This is a genomic window from Marinobacter vinifirmus (assembly GCF_002258215.1).
Taxonomy (GTDB): Bacteria; Pseudomonadota; Gammaproteobacteria; order Pseudomonadales; family Oleiphilaceae; genus Marinobacter; species Marinobacter vinifirmus.
Map to the genome: position 1 here is coordinate 121,062 of NZ_NEFY01000006.1, position 23,048 is coordinate 144,109.

The 23,048-nt window shown below is 56.9% G+C and carries 16 protein-coding genes and 1 tRNA gene; 13 read left to right on the forward strand and 4 right to left on the reverse strand.

Going from position 1 to position 23,048, the window contains the following annotated elements; all coding sequences use genetic code 11:
• Positions 1–52: 52 nt before the first annotated feature.
• The 3 genes from B9Q17_RS09640 (at position 53) to B9Q17_RS09650 (ending at position 2,988) form a co-directional block, all read left to right on the forward strand.
• Positions 53–128 (forward strand) — tRNA-Gly (locus B9Q17_RS09640).
• Positions 129–256: 128 nt separating this feature from the next.
• Positions 257–1,054 carry an MOSC domain-containing protein gene (locus B9Q17_RS09645; protein ID WP_094625062.1) on the forward strand — a complete coding sequence of 266 codons (798 nt, stop codon included), beginning with the start codon at positions 257–259 and terminating at the stop codon, positions 1,052–1,054.
• Between the two features lie 5 nt (positions 1,055–1,059).
• Complete coding sequence (locus tag B9Q17_RS09650) at positions 1,060–2,988, forward strand: ATP-binding cassette domain-containing protein (RefSeq protein ID WP_094625140.1); 1,929 nt, start codon at positions 1,060–1,062, stop codon at positions 2,986–2,988.
• A gap of 20 nt (positions 2,989–3,008) precedes the next feature.
• On the opposite strand, the gene B9Q17_RS09655 is transcribed toward B9Q17_RS09650, so the two are convergent.
• Together B9Q17_RS09655 and B9Q17_RS09660 are read right to left on the reverse strand one after the other, a co-directional pair.
• A complete protein-coding gene (locus tag B9Q17_RS09655; protein WP_022989223.1) occupies positions 3,009–3,440 on the reverse strand; it encodes a universal stress protein in 432 nt (143 codons plus the stop codon).
• 148 nt (positions 3,441–3,588) lie between these two features.
• Positions 3,589–4,407 carry a hypothetical protein gene (locus B9Q17_RS09660; RefSeq protein WP_094625063.1) on the reverse strand — a complete coding sequence of 273 codons (819 nt, stop codon included), beginning with the start codon at positions 4,405–4,407 and terminating at the stop codon, positions 3,589–3,591.
• Between the two features lie 326 nt (positions 4,408–4,733).
• Between B9Q17_RS09660 and fadB the strand changes: the two genes are divergently transcribed.
• The 3 genes from fadB to topA all read left to right on the forward strand — a co-directional run bounded on the left by fadB (position 4,734) and on the right by topA (position 10,996).
• Positions 4,734–6,881, forward strand: a complete 2,148-nt coding sequence (fadB, locus tag B9Q17_RS09665; protein ID WP_094625064.1) for a fatty acid oxidation complex subunit alpha FadB — start codon at positions 4,734–4,736, stop codon at positions 6,879–6,881.
• A 32-nt stretch (positions 6,882–6,913) separates the two neighbouring features.
• A complete protein-coding gene (gene fadA, locus B9Q17_RS09670) occupies positions 6,914–8,089 on the forward strand; it encodes an acetyl-CoA C-acyltransferase FadA (RefSeq protein ID WP_036219550.1) in 1,176 nt (391 codons plus the stop codon).
• A gap of 267 nt (positions 8,090–8,356) precedes the next feature.
• Complete coding sequence (gene topA, locus B9Q17_RS09675) at positions 8,357–10,996, forward strand: type I DNA topoisomerase (RefSeq protein ID WP_094625065.1); 2,640 nt, start codon at positions 8,357–8,359, stop codon at positions 10,994–10,996.
• A 195-nt stretch (positions 10,997–11,191) separates the two neighbouring features.
• Here topA and B9Q17_RS09680 read toward each other — a convergent pair whose 3' ends face one another.
• Together B9Q17_RS09680 and gltA are read right to left on the reverse strand one after the other, a co-directional pair.
• On the reverse strand, positions 11,192–12,061 hold the full coding sequence (locus B9Q17_RS09680; protein ID WP_208618773.1) for an NAD(P)-dependent oxidoreductase: 870 nt from the start codon (positions 12,059–12,061) through the stop codon (positions 11,192–11,194).
• Between the two features lie 104 nt (positions 12,062–12,165).
• Positions 12,166–13,440 (reverse strand): citrate synthase, encoded by a 1,275-nt coding sequence (gene gltA, locus B9Q17_RS09685; protein ID WP_058340543.1) that lies wholly within the window; start codon positions 13,438–13,440, stop codon positions 12,166–12,168.
• A 481-nt stretch (positions 13,441–13,921) separates the two neighbouring features.
• Between gltA and sdhC the strand changes: the two genes are divergently transcribed.
• The 7 genes from sdhC to lpdA all read left to right on the forward strand — a co-directional run bounded on the left by sdhC (position 13,922) and on the right by lpdA (position 23,007).
• Positions 13,922–14,299 (forward strand): succinate dehydrogenase, cytochrome b556 subunit, encoded by a 378-nt coding sequence (sdhC, locus tag B9Q17_RS09690; protein WP_058340544.1) that lies wholly within the window; start codon positions 13,922–13,924, stop codon positions 14,297–14,299.
• Positions 14,296–14,637: a succinate dehydrogenase, hydrophobic membrane anchor protein gene (gene sdhD, locus B9Q17_RS09695; protein ID WP_081697577.1), complete on the forward strand. Its 342-nt coding sequence runs from the start codon at positions 14,296–14,298 to the stop codon at positions 14,635–14,637. The genes sdhC and sdhD overlap by 4 nt, the downstream gene beginning before the upstream one ends.
• 3 nt (positions 14,638–14,640) lie before the next feature.
• The gene (gene sdhA, locus B9Q17_RS09700; RefSeq protein WP_094625067.1) at positions 14,641–16,413 is read left to right on the forward strand and encodes a succinate dehydrogenase flavoprotein subunit; all 1,773 of its coding nucleotides are present in this window, start codon (positions 14,641–14,643) and stop codon (positions 16,411–16,413) included.
• 15 nt (positions 16,414–16,428) lie between these two features.
• Entirely contained in the window at positions 16,429–17,133 is a 705-nt protein-coding gene (locus tag B9Q17_RS09705) for a succinate dehydrogenase iron-sulfur subunit (protein WP_094625068.1), read from the forward strand.
• A 318-nt stretch (positions 17,134–17,451) separates the two neighbouring features.
• Positions 17,452–20,289: a 2-oxoglutarate dehydrogenase E1 component gene (locus B9Q17_RS09710; protein WP_094625069.1), complete on the forward strand. Its 2,838-nt coding sequence runs from the start codon at positions 17,452–17,454 to the stop codon at positions 20,287–20,289.
• Between the two features lie 25 nt (positions 20,290–20,314).
• On the forward strand, positions 20,315–21,529 hold the full coding sequence (gene odhB / locus B9Q17_RS09715) for a 2-oxoglutarate dehydrogenase complex dihydrolipoyllysine-residue succinyltransferase (RefSeq protein WP_094625070.1): 1,215 nt from the start codon (positions 20,315–20,317) through the stop codon (positions 21,527–21,529).
• A 35-nt stretch (positions 21,530–21,564) separates the two neighbouring features.
• Positions 21,565–23,007: a dihydrolipoyl dehydrogenase gene (gene lpdA, locus B9Q17_RS09720; protein WP_058340550.1), complete on the forward strand. Its 1,443-nt coding sequence runs from the start codon at positions 21,565–21,567 to the stop codon at positions 23,005–23,007.
• The last annotated feature ends 41 nt before the right edge of the window (positions 23,008–23,048 follow it).

Consider the following 23,048-nt stretch of genomic DNA (forward strand, 5'->3'; position numbering starts at 1 on the left):
ATCGATCAGTAGAATACGCAGCCGTTGAGAGGCAACGCCCTCACAAAGATCTGCGGGAATAGCTCAGTTGGTAGAGCACAACCTTGCCAAGGTTGGGGTCGCGAGTTCGAATCTCGTTTCCCGCTCCAGATTCCAAAAAACCCGACCCCAGTGTCGGGTTTTTTGCTTTCAGGCTCCGGATAACTCCCCTTTCTATTGTCTGTGTCAGCTATACTCGGCATCCTCATTTTTAAACTGATCTGTGCGAGCGCTCAAGATGAAGGTGCAGTCACTTTACCTGTATCCCGTAAAATCCCTGGCAGGTGTTGAAGTTCCAGGCTTTGAGCTGGACGATTTCGGCCCGAAAGGGGATCGCCGCTGGATGATCGTGGACGATCAGAACCGGTTTGTAACCCAGCGCCAGATGCCCAGACTTGCCCTGGTCAGTGCGGTGATGAGCGATGACGGGGTAGAGGTGCAGATTCCGGATCAGGGGCGCTTTCCCCTGGTTCCGCAGGAGGAACAGGTTCGGGTCGTGGTCTGGCGTGATACCGCCGATGCCCTGATGGGTGACCCTGCAGCAAGTGCGGCGTTAAGTGAGTTCTGTGGTGTCCCGCTTCGCTTTGTGTATATGCCCGATTCCAGTTTTCGCCGGGTCGATCCGGAGCGGGTCGCCGATAACCGGCGTGTGGGCTTTGCCGACGGCTTTCCGTTTCTGCTCACCAATCAGGCGTCACTGGATGAGTTGAACACCCGTCTGACGCAGCCAGTATCCATGACTCGTTTCCGGCCCAATATTGTTATACAGGGCGTGCCGGCATGGGCCGAGGATAACTGGCGATCGCTGGTGATCGGGACTGTAGGATTTCAGGTCGTCAAACCCTGTTCCCGATGCGTTCTGACAACCGTAGATCCCGAAACGGGCATCAAAGATGCCGGAACCGAACCCCTGAAAACGCTTTCTACCTATCGTAAAACGCCTGATGGCGTAATCTTCGGCCAGAATGCCATTCATTTGAGTAGTGGCAGAATCTCGGTTGGAGACAGTGTTGCCATTTCCCAACAGGAGTCGTGAACAAGGTGCCCTTACTGAACCTGGATAAAATTTCCCTTTCTTTCGGCATGCATCCCTTGCTGGATGAGGCCTCGCTGACCATTGAACCGGGTGAGCGGGTGTGTCTGTTAGGGAGAAACGGCGAAGGTAAATCGACGCTCCTGAAAATCGTCAGCGGTGATGTTACTCCTGATGGAGGCATTGTTCGCCTGGAAGAGGGCTCGGTGCTGGCGGTATTGCCCCAGAACCTGCCGTCTGGCGACACCCGCACCGCCTACGATGTGGTGGCTTCGGCGTTTCCGGAAACCGGCGAGTTGCTGGCGGAGTTTCACCGCTTGTCCCAGCAGGCAGATGAAGCCAGCCTGGACCGGATGATGAAGGTTCAGGAGCGCCTCGAAAGCCTGGATGGCTGGCGCCTGGACCAGAAGGTCACCACGATCCTGGCCCAGTACGGCGTAGATCCGGACCGTACGCTGAATACCTTGTCTGGCGGCTGGCAGCGCCGGGTTTTGCTGGCCAGGGCGTTGGTGGCAGAGCCGGACATCCTGTTACTGGATGAGCCAACCAACCATCTTGATGTGCCCGCGATTGCCTGGCTGGAAGAGGCTCTGGGCCAGTTTCGGGGTGCCATGCTGTTTGTCAGCCATGACCGGGCCTTTATCCGACGCATGGCGACCCGGGTAGTCGAGCTGGACCGGGGGCAGTTGATCAGTTTTGCGGCCAACTATGACAAGTACCTGGAGCTGAAAGAAAAGGCGCTGGAAGATGAAGAGCGCCAGAACGCCTTGTTCGACAAGCGCCTGAAACAGGAAGAGGCGTGGATCCGGCAGGGCATCAAGGCCCGCAGAACCCGCAATATGGGCCGTGTAAGGGCGCTCAGGGCCATGCGAGAAGAGCATCGTCAGCGCCGGGTTCGCGGTGGCACCGCCAATTTCTCCGTTGAAGAGGCGGCCCGTTCCGGCAAGCTGGTGGCCGAAGCCCGGCGGGCAGGCTTTGCCTACCCGGGCAGTGAGCCTGTTATCCGGGATATGACGCTGACCATTCTGCGGGGCGACAAGATCGGCCTGGTAGGGGAGAACGGAACCGGCAAGACCACGCTGGTGCGATTGCTGCTGGGTGAGCTTGAGCCTACCGAGGGTAGCATCCGGCTGGGTACCAATCTGCAGGTGGCGTACTTCGATCAGCTGCGGGGTGAGCTGGACCTGGAAAGCAACGCTCTGGATAACCTGGCCGAGGGCCGGGAATTTATCGATATCAACGGCCAAAGCAAACACGTTCTGGGTTACCTGCAGGAATTCCTGTTCACCCCGGAACGTGCCCGTTCGCCGGTCAGTGTTTTCTCGGGTGGTGAGCGAGCCCGTCTGTTGCTGGCCAAGCTGTTCAGCAAGCCTGCCAACATTCTGGTTCTGGACGAACCAACCAACGACCTGGATGTGGAAACCCTGGAACTGCTTGAAGAACAGCTCTCCGAGTTCAAGGGTACGGTGATTGTGATCAGTCACGACCGGGAATTCCTGGATAATGTGGTCACCGACACGATCTTCCTGGATGGCTCCGGGCGGGTACGCGAGTTCGTTGGCGGTTACAGCGATTGGCGCCGGCAAGGCGGGGTGTTTCCGGCGGAGTCTTCCGGCAGTCGGCCGGACAAACAGGATAAGCGGGAAAAGACAGAGGCAACGACAAAGAAGCCTGAGGCTTCCGCAGCTCCGGCAGCAAAGTCGAAACCGGCGAAACTGAGTTACAAGCTCAAGCTCGAACTGGAGCAGTTACCGGGTAAAATCGAGGCTTTGGAGCAGGAAGTGGCGGAGTTTCAGCAAGCGATCTCCGCGCCGGATTTTTATTCCGGAGATCCGGAGAAGGTTTCGAAGACACTGGAGCAGTTGTCTGATGCAGAAGCCCGCCTTGAGCAGGTCATCGAGCGCTGGATGGAGCTGGAAGAGCAGGCGGGGCAGTAGCAGCCCCGCCATCGCCTTTATCAGTGAATGCGCACTGCTAGGACGTCACATTCTGTGCCGTGCAGCACACCATTGGCGGTAGAGCCCAACAGCAGCTGGAAACCTTTGCGTCCGTGGCTGCCAACAATCACCAGGTCCACTCCCTGTTCCTTCACCAGCCGGTGAATTTCAGATTCCGGACGGCCAACCGTCACAATCTGGCTGTCCTTGGCCACGCCGTATTGCTCGCCATATTGCCCAAGCTGGTCATGGGCGGCCTTGTCCAGCTGATCCTGCAATTCAGAAAGATCCATGGGGATGTCGCCGCCATAGGCATAGCCGACAGGCTCCACTACGTGAACCAGCAACAGCTCCGCCGCCTGTGACTCGGCAATGGACTTGGCTTTGTTAAGGACCTGCGGTGCTTCTTCGGTCAGGTCGATGGCAACCAGAACTTTCTTGTAGGTGGACATGGGGTCTTGCTCCTTCGCGCTGGGAAATAATCCTGAATGACTCTGGATTGTATACCAATCAAGTGTATAGCCATTCTGACCGGCATCAAGCGGAAAGGGAAGTTTTTGGCCGGCGGGCAATGAGTTAACCCGGCCGGCCAGGCAGTAATCAGGAGTTATTGCGGAGCATTACGATGGCGTCGTCCAGGCCCTGGATAATGCCTTTTGAGTAACGGTCGATAATAAAGCTGACGTTGTTATCGTTGTAGTTGATGTAGGAGCCGCGGATGAACTGCCACTTGGCGGCCACATCATCGAGGGCAGTTTTCAGCTCGCCGCTCGCTGAGCCGGAACGGGCCTGAGCCAGGAGTTCATCGAACATCAGCGCCTGCTGGTCAAGCGATACTTCGTTGGCGGCACCCTGGAACGTCTGGGATACGGAAGAGTGGGTACGGGCCGCATAGCGGGCCATCATCTGGGCCATCAGGACAGACGCTGAGCGCGCCGATTCGACCTGGGCACTGGTTTCGGTTCCGCTGCTTTCCCTGGCGAGGTCATACAATTCCGTAGCGGTATCGTTCATCGACTGCCCCTGATTGGCGAGCTCGGCCATCAGGCGCAGGTCAGGGTAACCGCGATCCCGTACTTCGTTGATGTTGCTGCGCATCAGGTCCTTGAAGCTGTCGAAGGACCGGTTCAGTTCCTCGACCTGTTCGTCTGAAAGCACGCCACTGTTGCTGCCGACCACAGAGTTCATGGCGTCGTTGGCGCTATTGATTCCAACCACGACACGGTTGAGCAATTCGGTGTCGGAGGTTGCGCTGAAGGCGTAGAAGGCGTCCAGCGCCAGGTAGTTGTTGATGCGGAAATCATGAAGGTCTGCGAGGAACTCGTTACCGGATTCCTGTGCCTTGGCGCCGAATGCGGTAAAGGATAACAGGATCAGGGCAGCCAGAAGTGAGCGGATTCGCAGGTGGGCGTCTTTCATCGGATCAGTCTCCGTAATGCCGTTTTATTATTGTGGACTAAAGTCTCAGCTCGAAGTTAAAGTAACTAAGCAGCCCAATCAACTAATTTCCGGCGGTTACCGGTACCACTTCACTTTTTTATCATGAGTTTCTCCGGGTTCCCTGCAGAAACAAATTGACAAACGCTCCGTTTTTTTCCATCGTGTAACCTCACGATTCAAACGACTGTATGAATTTTGGATCGGAAGATCGGGCAGTGACCGAAATCTCGCTGCACAAACAGCCGGCCCGGCAGTTATTGTCAGCCGGTTGTCAGCAGTTCCAAACACAGACTGGAGATCAGTTGATGATTTACGAAGGTAAAGCCATCACGGTTAAAGAGATCGAAGGCGGGATCGCTCAGTTGAACTTTGACTTGCAGGGCGAGTCAGTCAACAAGTTCAACCGTCTCACCATCGAAGAGCTGGGCGCCGCAGCTGAAGCACTCAAATCCCAGAAAAACCTCAAGGGCCTGGTGGTTACCAGTTCCAAGGACAGCTTTATTGTCGGTGCCGATATCACCGAGTTTACCGAGCTGTTTGCAGGTTCCGAAGAAGCTCTCGTGGCCAACAGCATGAAGGCCAACGAAGTATTCAACGCCATTGAAGACCTGCCGTTCCCGACCGTTACCGCTATTAACGGTATCGCTCTGGGTGGTGGCTTCGAAATGTGCCTTTCCACCGACTACCGGGTTATGGCTCCCAAGGCCAAGGTAGGTCTGCCGGAAGTGAAGCTGGGTATCTTCCCGGGCTTCGGCGGTACTGTTCGCCTGTCCCGCCTGGTGGGTGTGGATAACGCGGTTGAGTGGATTGCCGGTGGTACTGAAAACCGCGCTGATGCTGCTCTGAAAATGGGCGCTGTTGATGCCGTGGTTGAAGCCGACAAACTGGTCGACGCAGCCGTTGCCATTATCAACCAGTGCAACGAAGGCAAGCTGGACAATCTGGCGCGCCGTGAAGAGAAGAAAGGCAAGATCAAGCTCAATGCCATGGAAAGCATGATGGCGTTCGAGATTTCCAAGGCGTTCGTGGCCGGCAAGGCTGGCAAGAACTATCCGGCGCCGGTGGAAGCCATCAAGACCATGCAGAAGCATGCCGGCATGACCCGCGACAAGGCGATCGAAGTAGAAGCCAAGGGCTTCGCCAAGATGGCCAAGACCAACGTTGCCGCGTGTCTGGTTGGTCTGTTCCTGAACGACCAGGCCCTGAAGAAGAAAGCCAGTGCCTGGGAAAAAGAAGCCTCTGATGTGAACCTGGCTGCCGTACTGGGCGCCGGTATCATGGGTGGCGGTGTAGCCTTCCAGTCGGCGCTGAAAGGCACCCCGATTGTTATGAAGGACATCAACCAGGACGGCATCAAGCTGGGCCTGAGTGAAGCCAAGAAGCTGCTGTCCAAGCGTGTCGCCAAGGGCAAGATGGACGCTGGCCAGATGGGCGACGTTCTGAACAACATCACGCCGACCCTGAACTACGGTGATTTCAAGAACGTAGACCTGGTTGTTGAAGCGGTTGTTGAAAACCCGAAGGTGAAAGATGCCGTTCTGCGCGAGACCGAAGACGCGGTTCGCGAAGACGCCATCCTGACGTCCAACACCTCTACCATCTCCATCAACCTTCTGGCCAAGAACCTGAAGCGTCCGGAGAACTTCTGCGGTATGCACTTCTTCAACCCGGTACACATGATGCCGCTGGTTGAGGTTATCCGCGGCGAGAAGACCAGTGACCGCGCTATCGCGACCACCGTTGCCTACGCCAAGGCCATGGGCAAGACCCCGATCGTGGTTAACGATTGCCCGGGCTTCCTGGTTAACCGTGTTCTGTTCCCGTACTTCGGCGGCTTTGCCGCGCTGGTGCGTGACGGTGCCGATTTCCAGAAGATCGACAAGGTGATGGAAAGGTTCGGCTGGCCCATGGGCCCGGCTTACCTGCTGGATGTTGTCGGCATGGACACTGCCAAGCACGCCAACGAAGTGATGGCAGACGGCTTCCCGGATCGCATGAAGGCCGATTTCAAGTCCGCCATCGACGTGATGTTCGAGAATAACCGTTACGGTCAGAAGAACGACAAGGGCTTCTACAAGTACGAAGAAGACAAGAAGGGCAAGCCGAAGAAAGTTGTCGACGAAGAAACCTACAAGCTGATCGAGCCTGTGGTTAACGGCAGCAAGGACTTCGACGAAGAAGACATCATCGCCCGTATGATGATTCCTCTGTGCCTGGAAACCGTTCGCTGCCTGGAAGACAACATTGTTGAAGACCCGGCCGATGCAGACATGGGCCTGATCTACGGTATCGGTTTCCCTCCGTTCCGTGGTGGTGCCCTGCGCTACATCGACGACATGGGCGTCGACAAGTTCGTCGAACTGGCAGACAAATATGCAGATCTCGGCCCGCTGTACGCGCCGACCGAGAAGCTGCGTGAAATGGCCAAGACTGGCAAGAAGTTCTTTGGCTAACCCTTACGAGATTTCCGAACGGAGAAAGATCTATGAGCCTTAATCCGAGAGACGTTGTCGTCGTCGATTGCGTGCGGACTCCGATGGGTCGTGCCAAAAACGGCTGTTTCCGCAACGTTCGCGCCGAGACTCTGTCTGCTGCGCTGATTGAAGCACTGTTTGAGCGCAACCCGAAGCTCGATCCGAAAGAAGTAGAAGACGTAATCTGGGGCTGTGTAAACCAGACTAAAGAGCAGGGCTTTAACGTGGCGCGGCAGATTTCCCTGCTGACCCGTATCCCGCACGAGTCTGCTGCCCAGACCGTTAACCGTCTGTGTGGTTCCGCCATGAGCGCCATCCACACTGCCGCCCAGGCGATTCAGACCGGTAACGGTGACGTGTTCATGGTAGGCGGTGTCGAGCACATGGGCCACGTACCCATGACTGCCGGCTTCGACCACAACCCGGCTGCGTCCAAGTACTCTGCAAAAGCGTCCAACATGATGGGCCTGACTGCAGAAATGCTGGCGAAAATGCACGGTATTACCCGCGAGCAGCAGGATGAGTTCGGTGCCCGTTCCCATCGCCTGGCCCACGAAGCGACTGTTGAAGGCCGCTTCAAGAACGAAATCGTTCCGATTGAAGGCCACGACGAAAACGGCTTTGTGAAGCTGATCGAAGAAGACGAGACCATTCGTCCGGAAACAACCGCTGAGTCCCTGGGCCAGCTGCGTCCGGCGTTTGATCCGAAGAACGGTACCGTAACTGCAGGTACGTCTTCCCAGCTGACCGATGGCGCGGCTGCCATGGTACTGATGTCCGCTGAGCGGGCAGAAGCACTGGGTCTGACCCCGATTGCCAAGATCCGCAGCATGGCTGTTGCTGGCTGTGATCCCGCAATCATGGGCTACGGCCCGGTTCCGGCCACCAAGAAGGCACTGAAGCGTGCAGGCCTGAAAGTTGAAGATATCGACTTCTGGGAACTGAACGAAGCCTTCGCAGGCCAGTCCCTGCCGGTCCTGAAAGACCTGAAACTGCTGGGTGTTATGGAAGAGAAGGTTAACCTGAACGGCGGCGCGATTGCCCTTGGCCATCCGCTGGGCTGCTCCGGTGCCCGTATCTCCACCACACTGCTGAATATCATGCAGGCCAAAGGCGGTAAGCTTGGTGTATCCACCATGTGTATCGGCCTGGGTCAGGGCATTGCCACTGTGTGGGAGCGCCTCTGACCGGTTATTCCGGATCAGTAACGCTCAATCAGGAGGCCCGGCAATTTGCCGGGCCTTCCTGTTTCAGGGATTGTAAAACGGCCCGGAAATCCCAAAAAACGGTGACTGAAATCAAAGAATGGGTTGTTTTGCCATTCTTGACCCTGTAAAACAGTGAGCCTATACACAATGGCAGCCCATGTGTTTTCCAGTTGCCTGATTTTTATGCGAGTTTACGGTTCTGTCCAGAACTTGACCGATTGATCGCCAAGGATACAGATCTCCGATATGGGTAAAAGTCTCGTTATTGTCGAGTCTCCAGCGAAAGCGAAGACCATCAACAAGTACCTGGGCTCGGATTTTATTGTTAAGTCCAGTGTTGGCCACATTCGTGACCTGCCAGTCAGTGGCAGTGGTAGCCAGTCAGACCCGAAAGAGCGCGCCAGGCAGGCCGCTGCCACCCGCAAGATGAGCCCGGACGAAAAAGCCGAGCACAAGAAGCGTAAGGCCCGTGAACAGCTGGTTGCCCGCATGGGGGTGAATCCCGATAACGACTGGAGCGCCCGTTACGAGATCCTGCCCGGTAAGGAAAAGGTCGTCAGCGAGCTCAAGCGCCTGGCCAAGAATGCCGACCACATCTATCTGGCAACGGATTTGGACAGGGAAGGGGAAGCCATCGCCTGGCACCTTCAGGAGACTATTGGCGGCGAGCCGGAAAAGTATCGCCGCGTGGTGTTCAACGAAATTACCAAGCGGGCCATCCAGGAAGCGTTCAAGGACCCCGGGGAGCTGGATAACAACCGGGTAAATGCCCAACAGGCGCGCCGTTTCCTGGATCGCGTGGTGGGTTACATGGTTTCGCCATTGCTGTGGGCCAAGATTGCCCGGGGCCTGTCAGCTGGCCGGGTTCAGTCGGTTGCCGTGCGCCTGATTGTCGAGCGTGAGCGGGAAATCCGCAAATTCGTGCCGGAAGAGTTCTGGCAGCTGCACGCAGACCTGACCGCAGAAGGCACCACCGACCCGGTTCGGTTCGAGGTTACCCGCTACAACGACAAACCCTACCGTCCGGTTAACGATGTTCAGAGCAAAGAGCACGTTGATCGCCTGAAAGCCGGTAGCTTCAAGGTGGCCAAGCGGGAAGACAAACCAACCCGTTCGCGGCCCTCTGCTCCCTTTATTACCTCGACACTGCAGCAGGCGGCGAGCAACCGCATGGGCTTCAGTGTCAAGAAAACTATGATGCTGGCCCAGCGCCTGTACGAGGCGGGCTACATCACCTACATGCGTACAGACTCCACCAACCTGAGCCAGGATGCCGTAACCGGCTGTCGCGAGTTTATCCAGAAGCAGTTTGGTGATCGCTACCTGCCCGAGAAGCCCCGGGTGTACGGTAGCAAGGAAGGCGCCCAGGAGGCCCACGAGGCCATCCGGCCTACCGATGTGTCCCGCCGGCCTACCGATATCAGTGGCCTGGAAAAGGATGCGGAGAAGCTTTACGACCTGATCTGGCGCCAGTTTATCGCCTGCCAGATGGCAGATGCCGAATTCCTGAGCACGTCTATCGTTGTGGCCAATGGTGACTACGAACTGCGTACCCGTGGTCGCATCGTCAAGTTCGAAGGTTTCCTGAAAGCTGCGCCCCAGTCAGCCAAGAAAGACGAAGACGTGGCGCTGCCGGACATCAAGGTAGACCAGCCCCTGGACCTGAAGAAGCTGGACCCGACCCAGCACTTCACCAAGCCTTCGCCGCGTTATACCGAAGCCAGCCTGGTCAAAGAGCTTGAGAAGCAGGGCATTGGTCGCCCTTCCACCTACGCATCCATTATTTCCACCATCCAGGATCGTGGATACGTGCGGCTTCAGAACCGCCGTTTTTACGCCGAGAAGATGGGCGAGATTGTTACCGAACGGCTGGCAGAATCTTTCCCGAACCTGATGGATTACGATTTTACCGCGCGCCTGGAAGGCGAGCTGGACGAGATTGCCGAAGGCGACGTTCAGTGGAAGAAGGTGCTGAACGACTTCTACGCCAAGTTCCGTAACCAGCTCGAAAGTGCGGAAAAGACCGACGGCGGTATGCGGGCCAACACACCCACAGAAACCGATATTCCTTGCCCCAGCTGTGGCCGTAACATGCAGATTCGCGTGGCCAGTACCGGGGTATTCCTGGGTTGTTCCGGCTATTCATTGCCGCCCAAGGAGCGTTGCAAGACCACCATTAACCTGGTGTCTGGCGACGAAGTGGTCAGTGCCGATGAAGATGTGGAAGGTGAAGGCGAAACCCGCCTGCTGCGTATGAAGCGCCGCTGTCCGAAATGCGGCACGGCCATGGACAGCTACCTGATTGATGAAAAGCGCAAGCTGCACGTGTGCGGTAACAACCCCGACTGCTCCGGCTACGAAGTGGAAGAGGGCAGTTTCCGCATCAAGGGCTACGACGGCCCTACGCTGGAATGCGACAAGTGTGGTTCCGAAATGCAGCTGAAAACCGGCCGCTTCGGCAAGTACTTCGGCTGCACCAACAGCGAGTGCAAGAACACCCGCAAACTGCTGAAGAACGGCGAGCCTGCGCCCCCCAAAATGGACCCGGTGCCCATGCCGGAGCTGCAGTGCCAGAAGGTAGACGACACCTACGTGCTGCGTGACGGTGCCTCCGGCCTGTTCCTGGCGGCCAGCAAATTCCCGAAAAACCGGGAAACCCGGCCACCGCTGGTGATGGAAATCAAACCACACCGCAAGGAAATCGACCCGAAATACGATTACCTGATGGACGCCCCGGAGAAAGACCCCGAGGGTAACCCGACGGTGATCCGCTACAGCCGGAAGTCGAAAGAGCAGTACGTTATGTCGGAGCAGGATGGCAAAGCCACCGGCTGGTCCGCCTGGTACGAAAACGGCCGCTGGGTGCCTCGGGACAAGAAGAAGTGATTCTTTTTTGCCACGAAATCCACTAAAAAACACGAAAAAAGAAAACTGATTAGCCACGGACACTCACGGACCCACACGGACAAAAGAGAAAACTGTTTTTTTACTGTCCGTGAGAGTCCGTGAGTGTCCGTGGCAAAAAAAATCAGTTATCTTTTCTTCACTTTCGTGTTCTTTAGTGGATTTCGTGGCAAATGATTACTTCTTACGAAGCCTCTGAATCAGCGAAGACGTATCCCAGCGGTTTCCGCCCATCTCCTGCACATCTCCGTAGAACTGGTCCACCAGCGCCGTTACCGGCAGTCTGGAGCCGTTTTTGCGGGCTTCTTCAAGGCAGATGCCCAGGTCCTTGCGCATCCAGTCCACCGCAAAGCCGTGGTTGAATTCGCCGTCGATCATGGTTCCGGAGCGGTTTTCCATCTGCCAGGACTGGGCCGCGCCCTTGGAAATCACGTCCACCACCTTGCGCACGTCCAGCTCTGCCTGTTCGGCAAAGTGCAGGGCTTCTGACAGCCCCTGTACCAGCCCGGCAATGGCAATCTGGTTAACCATCTTGGTCTTCTGGCCGCTGCCCACAGGGCCCATCAGGTTCAGGGCCCGGGCGTAGCATTCGAGTACTGGCTTAACCTTGCTGAAATCCTCGGGGCTGCCGCCGCACATAATCGTCAGTTGGCCGTTTTCGGCACCTTGCTGGCCGCCGGAAACCGGGGCGTCGATAAAGCCCTGGCCCCGTGCACGGGCCGCCTGTGCCAGTGTCTCGGCAATGCCGGCAGATGCAGTGGTGTGGTCTACCAGGGTGGCTGTGGCCGGGGCGTTGCTGATGATGCCATCGGGGGCCGTGTAGACTTCTTCCAGGTCTTTATCGGCGCCCACGCAGGTCAGTACCACGTCTGCGTTGGCGACCGCATCTGCAATGCTGTCACAGGCTTTGCCCGGATACTGTTCGGCCCACTGACGGGCCTTTTCGCTGGTGCGGTTCCAAACGCTGACGTCATAGCCGGCCCGGGCAAGGTGGCCTGCCATCGGGTGGCCCATTACCCCGAGCCCGATAAACGCGATAGTTGCCATGATCTGCTCCTGGTTGTTGTCGGATTAGTCGAATTTGTCGTGCCATGATACGAAAAAAGCCGCTGGATTCAGCGGCTTTTTTCTGGGTGAACCAAGCTTGCAGCTTACTTCTTCGGGTAGTCGCGCTTCGGCGAGCCGGTGTACAGCTGGCGCGGACGGCCGATGCGGTTGGCACCGCTGACCATTTCGTTCCAGTGAGAGAACCAGCCGATGGTGCGGGACATGGCGAAGATCACGGTAAACATGGAAGTCGGAATACCGATGGCCTTCAGAATGATGCCGGAGTAGAAGTCGACGTTCGGGTACAGCTGGCGCTGAACGAAGTATTCGTCTTCCAGGGCAATTTTTTCCAGGCGCTGGGCAATCTTCAGCAGCGGATCGTTTTCCAGGCCCAGCTCGCTCAGCACTTCGTGGGCGGTCTGTGCCATTACCTTGGCGCGCGGGTCAAAGTTCTTGTAAACCCGGTGACCAAAGCCCATCAGGCGGAAAGGATCGTCTTTGTCCTTGGCCTTGGCGATGAATTTCTCGATGTTGGACTCGTCGCCGATTTCAGCCAGCATGTCCAGAACCGCTTCGTTTGCACCGCCGTGCGCCGGGCCCCAAAGGGCGGCGATGCCGGAGGCGATACACGCGTACGGGTTGGCGCCGGTGGAGCCCGCCAGGCGTACGGTGGAGGTAGAGGCGTTCTGCTCGTGGTCAGCGTGGAGGATAAAGATCTTGTCCATCGCGTTGGCCAGAACCGGGTTCGGCTTGTAGTCCTCGCAAGGGGTGCCGAACATCATGTACAGGAAGTTCTCGGCGTAGGACAGGTCGTTACGCGGATACATGAACGGCTGGCCCATGGAGTACTTGTAGCACCATGCGGCGATGGTCGGCATCTTGGCGATCAGGCGATGGCCGGTAATCTCGCGCTGCTTGGGATCAGCCACATCCATCTGGTCGTGGTAGAACGCAGACAGGGCACCCACAACGCCGCACATAATGGCCATGGGGTGCGCATCACGGCGGAAGCCGTTGAAGAAGTTGCGCATCTGGTCGTGCAGCATGGTGTGGTTTTTGATGGTGTCGTGGAACTGCTTGTTCTCTTCAGCGCTCGGCAGTTCACCGTTCAGGAGCAGGTAGCATACCTCGAGGAAGTCGGAATGCTCGGCCAGCTGGTCGATCGGGTAACCCCGGTGCAGCAGGACGCCTTTGGCACCATCGATGTAGGTGATGGCAGATTCGCAGGCTGCGGTAGATACAAAACCCGGGTCGTAAGTGAATACGCCTTCCTGGACGAGGCCGCGTACGTCTATAACGTCAGGGCCGACGGTGCCGGAGTAAACCGGTAGCTCAATGGACTTGTCTCCCACCGAGAGCGTGGCTTTCCTGTCGGTCATGGTGCTCTCCCGTTTGATTAGCTGTGACAGCTGATTTGCATGTGTAGATGCGCCAGAAAGCGCGTATTATCGCAAAACTGGGCGCAAAATATAGGGCGTCAGCTTTTTTTGTCAATGAGCTGGGTGCGAAAAGCACCAAATTAACATCCGGTGTAAATGAGGGATATCCCGAATGACGGCGCTTTTGCCCTGAATTCCGGTTTGTCAATAATCCTTATAGATGGGGCAGGGCAGCGCCTCGCAAGGCTTTGGCGGTTGTTGCAAGTTTGTAATTACCGGGGTGTCTCCTTATAATCCGTAGCCCGGAATCGGGGATGCACCGTTTTCTTGCATGCTTCAGCGTAGCAAGCTACCGGGTTGTCATCCGCCCTCCTGAACCAATCGGTTACCGGTATCGTACTGATTCTCCGGACCTAACATACCAACCCACCGCCGCCGGTTTTTCCGGTTTCGCGGTACCAAGAGAGAGTGTGAGAGCGCTGTGAATAGCAAACGACCAGTAAATCTCGATCTCGGCAAGTTCCATTTCCCGCTGCCAGCCATTACTTCGATCCTGCATCGTATCAGCGGCATCATCATTTTTGTTGGTGTTGCATTCCTGATGTACGGCCTGGATCTTTCCCTGTCCGGGGAAGATGGCTTCAACCGGGTTAACGAACTGCTGGACAGCTTCCTGGCAAAGCTGATTATCTGGGGCATCCTGTCTGCTCTGCTTTACCACCTTGTTGCAGGTATCAAGCACCTGCTGATGGATGCGGGTATTGCTGAAGAGCTGGAAAGTGGCCGCCTTGCCGCCAAAATCACGCTTGTGGTTTCCATTGTTCTCATCATTCTGGCTGGAGTCTGGGTATGGGCATGAACAGTGTAACGAATATTGGTCGTAATGGGATTCAGGACTGGATCATCCAGCGGGTTACTGCCTACGTATTGGCTCTGTACACGCTGTTTCTCCTTGGTTTCTTCGTAACTACAGACGTGGACTACCAGGCGTGGTCTTCCCTGTACAGCCAGGGTTGGTTCAAGATTTTCAGCCTGCTGGCGCTGTTGTCCATTGCCGGGCACGCATGGGTAGGCTTGTGGACCGTATCCACCGACTACATCAAGGCAGCAATGCCGCGCTTCCTGCTGCAGGCAGCCTGCATTCTGGTGATGTTCGTATATGTCGTGTGGGGCATTCAGATTCTGTGGGGGCTTTAATCGATGGCTAACATCAAAACCATGTCTTACGACGCGATTGTTATCGGTGGCGGCGGGGCCGGTATGCGTGCCGCCCTGCAGCTGACAGAAGCCGGTATCAACACCGCGTGTATCACCAAGGTCTTTCCGACCCGTTCGCACACAGTGTCTGCCCAGGGCGGCATTACCTGTGCGATCGCAAGCGCTGATCCCAATGATGACTGGCGCTGGCACATGTACGATACCGTCAAGGGCTCCGACTATATCGGTGACCAGGACGCTATCGAGTACATGTGTTCTGTAGGCCCCCAGGCTGTGTTCGAGCTGGAGCACATGGGCTTGCCGTTCTCCCGTACCGAGCAGGGCCGTATCTATCAGCGTCCGTTCGGTGGCCAGTCCAAGGGTCCGGACAACCCCACCCAGGCAGCCCGTACCTGTGCCGCCGCTGACCGTACCGGTCACGCCTTGCTGCACACCCTGTACCAGGCCAACCTGAAGGGCGGCACTACCTTCCTGAACGAGTGGTATGCCGTAGACCTAGTCAAGAACAGCAAAGACGAAGTGGTTGGTGTTGTAGCCATCGAGATCGAATCCGGTGAAGTGGCTTACATCAAGTCCAAGGCCACCGTTCTCGCTACCGGTGGTGCTGGCCGTATCTACGCCTCTACCACTAACGCCATGATCAACACCGGCGACGGTATCGGCATGGCGCTGCGTGCCGGGTTCCCGGTGCAGGATATGGAAATGTGGCAGTTCCACCCGACCGGTATTCACGGTGCTGGCACCCTGGTTACAGAAGGTTGTCGGGGTGAGGGGGGTTACCTGATCAACTCCGAAGGTGAGCGTTTCATGGAGCGCTATGCTCCGAACGCGAAAGACCTGGCTGGCCGTGACGTTGTGGCCCGCTCCATGGTTCTGGAAATCCTGGAAGGTCGCGGTTGTGGTCCCGACAAGGACCACGTGCTGCTGAAGCTGGACCACCTGGGTGAAGAAACCCTGAACCTGCGCCTGCCTGGCATCTGCGAGTTGTCCCGTACCTTTGCGCACGTTGACCCGGTTAAAGAGCCGATCCCGGTTGTTCCGACCTGTCACTACATGATGGGCGGTGTTCCCACCAACGTAGGTGGCCAGGCCCTGACCCAGGATGAAAACGGCAACGACAAGCCTATTCCCGGCCTGTTTGCCTGTGGTGAAGCGGCTTGTGTATCTGTACACGGCGCTAACCGTCTGGGTGGTAACTCCCTGCTGGACCTGGTGGTCTTCGGTCGTGCAGCTGGCCTGCACATTGAAGAGCAGCTGCGTGGCGGCTTCGAGGTTGATGGCGCCAGCGAAGAAGATATCAAGCGTGCCATGGCTCGCCTGGAGCGTCTGGACAGTGCCTCTGAAGGTGAGGATGTAGCCAAGGTTCGTAAGGATCTGCAGAACTGCATGCAGCTGTACTTCGGCGTATTCCGTGACGGCGAGAGCATGGAGAAGGGTATCAAGCTGCTGGAAGAGATTGGCGAGCGTGTTCGCAAGACCAAGCTGGCCGATACCAGCAAGGCGTTCAACACTGCCCGTATCGAAGCGCTGGAGCTGGATAACCTGTACGAAGTTGCCTACGCAACAGCGAAGTCTGCGATCGAGCGTAAAGAAAGCCGTGGTGCACACGCCCGTAACGACTTCACCGAGCGTGACGACGAGAACTGGCTGAAGCACTCCATGTACTTCCCGCTGGACAAGCGTGTTGGCAAGCGTGATGTGAACTTTGCACCGAAAACGGTTCCGACTTTCCAGCCGAAAGTCCGGACCTACTAAGGGGGTAACCTGAATATGTTGGTAAGCCTGTATCGCTATAATCCGGAAACCGATAATGCCCCTTACATGCAGGATGTCGAAATCGAGCTTCCTGCGGGCAAAGATCTCATGGTTCTGGATGTTCTGAACCTGGTGAAGGAAAAAGATCCTTCCATGAGCTATCGTCGTTCCTGCCGTGAGGGTGTTTGCGGCTCTGATGGCATGAACATGAACGGCAAGAACGGCCTGGCTTGTATCACTCCGGTGTCGGATGTGGTCAAGAACAACAAGCTGGTTCTGCGCCCGCTGCCGGGCCTGCCCGTTATCCGTGACCTGGTCGTGGATATGAGTCTGTTTTACAAGCAGTACGAGAAAGTGATGCCGTACCTTGTAAACGACAACCCGGCTCCGGCCATTGAGCGCCTGCAGTCGCCGGAAGATCGTGAAAAGCTGGACGGCCTGTACGAGTGTATTCTGTGTGCATGCTGCTCCACCGCTTGTCCGTCGTTCTGGTGGAACCCTGACAAGTTCATTGGTCCGTCTGGCTTGCTGCAGGCCTACCGCTTCCTGGCGGACAGCCGCGACACTGCCCAGGCAGAGCGACTGGCGAACCTGGATGACCCGTTCAGCGTCTTCCGCTGCCGCGGCATCATGAACTGCGTAAGTGTTTGTCCGAAAGGCCTGAACCCCACAAAGGCGATTGGCCATATCCGGAACCTGTTGCTGCAGCGAGCCACCTGACCGGCAAAATTTGCAGCATCAGCTATACTGGTGCTCTGACACCAGTTAGTACCCTCGAAGGCCTCGCTATATGCGGGGCCTTCAACCAAAGGCTTATAGTCAAAAGTCTTATCGGGGTGCAAACTTATGCGCGCTGTCTGCTTGGGCTTATCCAGTCTGGCTGATGGCGCAGCTGAGTATAAAAATCACTGGGGACGGAAAACATCCTTGCAGGGTGTGGTGGCCAAAAGTCATGCCGTAATAACCCGTATTGACTGAGATTTACCCCTGGCCGACCATACTCGCTCCCCCGCACCAGCCCAAGGTGAGCTATTCAAAATGCACGAAAGCATCATGGAGCAGTTATGGCAGACTTCCCACCTGCAAGGTGGAAATCTGGCCTACGTTGAACAGCTTTTTGAGACCTACCTGACAGACCCCAATTCAGTTCCCGAAGAGTGGAGAAGCTACTTCGACAAGCTTCCGAGTGTTGATGGCTATAAAGGCCGCGACATCGTTCACTCGACCATCCGCGAACAGTTCGAGCATATCTCACGCAATCAGCGTTTTCTTGCCAGCAGTGGTGTGCCTGCAAGCGCCACGTCAGATGCTGACAAGAAGCAGATCCGTGTTCTGCAGCTGATTAATGCGTACCGTTTCCGTGGTCACCAGGAATCAAAGCTCGATCCGCTGGGAGTCTGGCAGCGTCAGCCTGTTGAAGATCTCGAACCCTCGTTCCACGAACTGGGCGAGTCTGACCTGGATCTCGAGTTCCAGACAGGTTCACTGAATTTCGGCTCCGAGACCATGAAGCTCGGAGACATCGTGCAAGGCTTGCGCCAGACCTATTGCGAAAGCATTGGCGCCGAATATATGCACGTGGTGGATACCCGCATCAAGCGTTGGTTCCAGCAGCGGATGGAGCCAGTACGCTCCCGCCCTGAGTACGAAGCGGAAACCCGCAAGCACGTGCTCGAGCGTCTCACCGCTGCCGAAGGCCTGGAAAAATATCTGGGCTCCCGTTATCCGGGCGTCAAGCGTTTTGGCCTGGAAGGCGGCGAGAGCCTGATTCCGTGCCTGGACGAACTGATTCAGCGTGCCGGCTCTTACGGTGCCAAGGAAATCGTGCTGGGCATGGCACACCGTGGCCGTCTGAACGTGTTGATAAACACCCTGGGCAAGAATCCGAAGGAACTGTTTGACGAGTTCGAGGGCAAGAAGCTCGCGGATTCCGGCTCCGGTGACGTGAAATACCACCAGGGCTTCTCCTCCAACGTGATGACTCCGGGCGGCGAAGTGCACCTGGCAATGGCATTCAACCCGTCACACCTGGAAATCGTATCTCCGGTGGTTGAGGGTTCTGTCCGTGCCCGCCAGGATCGTCGTGGCGATACCGACGGCAGCACTGTGCTTCCGATCGTTATGCACGGCGACGCGGCCTTTGCCGGGCAGGGCGTTGTGATGGAAACCTTCCAGATGTCCCAGACCCGGGGCTTCGGTGTAGGTGGTACCATCCACATCGTCATCAACAACCAGGTTGGCTTTACCACCAGCAAGCAGGAAGACGCCCGTTCTACCGAGTACTGTACCGATGTGGCGAAAATGGTTCAGGCGCCGATTCTGCACGTGAATGCAGACGACCCAGAAGCCGTGCTGTTTGTAACCCAGATGGCCATGGACTACCGCAACGAGTTCAAGCGGGACGTGGTTATCGATCTGGTTTGCTACCGTCGTCGCGGCCACAACGAGGCCGACGAGCCGGCAGCAACCCAGCCGCTGATGTACGACAAGATTCGTAAGCTGAAAACCACCCGCGCCCTGTATGCGGACCAGCTGGTTGAAGCCGGTGTGATCAGCGAAGACGAAGCCAAGCAGATGGAGAACGACTACCGTGACGCACTCGACAAGGGTGAGCACGTGGTCAAGTCACTGGTCAAAGAGCCCAACAAAGAGCTCTACGTTGACTGGACTCCGTACTTGGGCCACGAGTGGACGGCCAAGTGCAAGACCAGCGTTGCCCTGAAAACCGTCCAGAAACTGGGCAAGAAGCTGACCCAGGTTCCGGAAGGCTTCAGCATCCAGCGCCAGGTTTCCAAGATCGTTAACGATCGGGAAAAGATGACTGCCGGTGCCCTGTCCATGAACTGGGGCTATGGCGAGATGATGGCTTACGCCACTTTGCTGAACGAAGGTCACCCGATCCGTCTGACCGGCCAGGACGTTGGCCGTGGTACCTTCTCGCACCGCCACGCGGTACTGCACAATCAGAAGGATGGCTCTACCCACGTTGCGCTGAAAGAGCTGGCCGAAGACCAGCCAAAGTTCGAAATCTATGACTCGCTGCTGTCTGAAGAAGCGGTTATGGCCTTCGAATACGGCTACAGCACCACCACGCCAAACGCACTGATTGTTTGGGAAGCCCAGTTCGGTGACTTCGCCAACGGTGCCCAGGTGGTAATTGACCAGTTCCTGACCAGTGGCGAGCACAAGTGGGGCCGTCTGTGTGGCCTGACCCTGCTGCTGCCGCATGGCTACGAAGGGCAGGGGCCGGAGCACAGCTCTGCGCGCCTGGAGCGTTTCCTGCAGCTTTGTGCCGAGCACAATATCCAGGTCTGCGTGCCCACCACGCCGTCCCAGGTATTCCACATGCTGCGCCGCCAGGTGAAGCGCCCGCTGCGTAAGCCGCTGGTTGCGATTACACCGAAGAGCCTGCTGCGTCACAAAGAGGCGATCTCCGGCCTGGATGACCTGACCTCAGGTACCTTCCAGACAGTACTGCCCGAGAAAGAACCTTCTGATCCGAAGAAAGTCACCCGTGTGATCATGTGTAGCGGCAAAGTCTACTATGATCTTCTGGAGAAGAAGAAAGCGGACGAGCGTGACGATGTGGCCATCGTTCGCCTCGAGCAGTTGTATCCGTTCCCGGCAGACGATCTGGACGAAATTCTGGGCCAGTACACCAAGCTCAAGAGCGCGGTCTGGTGTCAGGAAGAGCCTATGAACCAGGGCGCCTGGTACTGCAGTCAGCACCACATGCGGCACGCACTGCAGCGCCTGAACCCGAAACTGCACCTTGAGTACGCCGGTCGTGATGCTTCTGCTGCTCCTGCCTGTGGACACATGTCTGTTCACATCGAAGAGCAGAAGAAACTGGTTAACGACGCGTTTGGAATCTGACGAGCTACCGAACTAAGGATTTGTAATGTCAACTGAGATTAAAGCCCCCGTTTTCCCTGAGTCGGTTGCCGAAGGCACCGTCGCGACCTGGCACAAGCAGCCCGGCGAAGCCTGTTCCCGTGACGAGCTGATTGTCGATATTGAAACCGACAAGGTTGTGCTTGAAGTGGTTGCACCGGCTGATGGTGTGATTGAAGAAATTGTGAAAGGCGAAGGCGACACCTGCGAAAGCGGTGAAGTGATCGGCCGATTCAAGGAAGGCGCCGCAGGCGAGTCCAAGCCTGCTGAAAGCAAGCCGGAAGCCAAGGCCGAAGCGCCCAAGGAAGAAGCCGCTGCTTCCTCCGGCGACGCTATCCTGAGCCCGGCTGCCCGCAAGCTGGCCGAAGAGAACAACGTTGATCCGGCTGCTGTAAAGGGCACCGGTAAAGACGGTCGTGTTACCAAGGAAGACGTTCAGAACCACGTAGACAGCAACAAATCTTCCGGTGCTGCCGCTGCCAAGCCGGCCGCTGCTCCGGCGCTGGACGTTGCCCAGGGCGAGCGCGCCGAGAAGCGCGTTCCGATGACCCGCCTGCGTGCCAGCATCGCCAAGCGCCTGGTGGATGCCCAGCAGACCGCCGCTATGCTGACCACGTTCAACGAAGTGAACATGGCTCCGATCATGGAACTGCGCAAGCAGTACCAGGAAAGCTTTGTGAAGCGCCACGGCATCAAGCTTGGCTTCATGTCTTTCTTCACCAAGGCAGCGACCGAAGCCCTGAAGCGCTTCCCGGCTGTTAACGCGTCCATCGATGGTAACGACATGGTTTACCACGGTTACCAGGACGTAGGCGTAGCCGTATCTACTGACCGTGGCCTGGTTGTACCGGTTCTGCGTGACACCGACGCCATGGGCCTGGCCGACATCGAGAAGAAGATTGTCGAGTACGGCACCAAGGCGAAAGACGGCAAGCTGGGCATCGAAGAGATGACCGGCGGCACCTTCACCATCACCAACGGTGGTATTTTCGGTTCCCTGATCTCCACACCGATCCTGAACCCGCCGCAGACTGCGATTCTGGGCATGCACAAGATCCAGGAGCGCCCGATGGCGGTGAACGGCAAGGTTGAAATCCTGCCGATGATGTACCTCGCGCTGTCATACGACCACCGTATGATCGACGGTAAGGAAGCGGTGCAGTTCCTGGTTGCGATCAAGGAAATGCTGGAAGACCCGGCCCGTATCCTGCTGGACGTGTAAGCTGACACTCAACGAATTCGATAACAGGAAAGATTATGTCCGATAAATTCGACGTTATTGTCATTGGCGCAGGCCCCGGCGGTTATGTGGCCGCCATCAAGGCTGCTCAGCTGGGTCTGAAGACTGCCTGTGTAGAATCCTGGACCGGCAAAGACGGCAAAAGCCAGGTTCTGGGCGGCACCTGCCTGAACGTGGGCTGTATCCCGTCCAAGGCACTGCTGGAAGTGACTCACAAGTTCGAGGAAGCAAGCCACGACTACGAGTCCATGGGTATCCTGGCCAAGAGCGTTGATATTGACGTTGCCAAGATGATGGAGCGTAAGGATGGCATCGTTAAGCAGCTGACCGGTGGTATCGCCGGTCTGTTCAAGGCTAACGGTGTAACCCCGATCCACGGCCACGGCAAGCTGCTTGCCGGCCGCAAGGTTGAAGTGACCGATAAAGACGGCAACACCAAGACCTACGAAGCCGACAACGTGATCCTGGCGACCGGCTCCAAGCCGATCGAAATCCCGCCGGCTCCGTTTGACGGTGATTACATCGTCGATTCCGAAGGCGCGCTGGAATTTACCGAAGTTCCCAAGCGTCTGGGCATCATCGGTGCTGGCGTAATCGGTCTGGAGCTGGGTAGCGTCTGGGCTCGCCTGGGTGCCGAAGTTACCGTGATCGAAGCCCAGGATACTTTCCTGCCGGTTGTTGACCAGCAGGTTGCCAAGGATGCTCTGAAGCAGTTCAAGAAGCAGGGCCTGAACATCATCACCGGTGCCCGCATGACCGGTGCTGAAGTGAAGCGCAAGCTGGTTTACGTGAACTACGAAGACTCCAAGGGCAAGCAGGAAGCCAAGTTCGACAAACTGATTGTCGCTGTTGGCCGTCGCCCGTACACCGATGGTGCGCTGGCTGAAGATTCCGGCGTAACCATGGATGAGCGCGGCTTCATCTTTGTAGACGACAACTGCAAAACCGAAGCACCGGGCGTATGGGCCGTAGGTGACATCGTTCGTGGTCCGATGCTGGCACACAAAGCGTCTGAAGAAGGCGTTATGGTTGCCGAGCGTATCGCAGGCCACAAGCCGCAGGTCAATTACGACTGCATCCCCAACGTAATCTACACCGCGCCGGAAGTTGCCTGGGTTGGCAAGACCGAAGAGCAGCTGAAAGCCGAAGGTGAAGAATACAACGTGGGTACTTTCCCGTTTGCGGCCAACGGTCGTGCCATGGCGGCAAACGCCACGGGTGGTATGGTCAAGATCATCGCAGACGCGAAGACCGACCGCATTCTGGGCTTCCACGTAGTTGGCCCCCAGGCTTCTGAAATCGTTGCCCAGGGCGTGATCGCCATGGAATTCGGTTCCAGTGCCGAAGATCTGGCCCTGACCTGTTTCGCGCACCCGACTCTGTCCGAGTCAGTGCATGAAGCGGCCCTGGCCGTTGCCGGTGGAGCGATTCACGTCGCCAACCGTCGCAAGAAGAAGTAATTCGTTATCGGATTGAGCGGGGCGCCTTTTGGCGCCCCGCT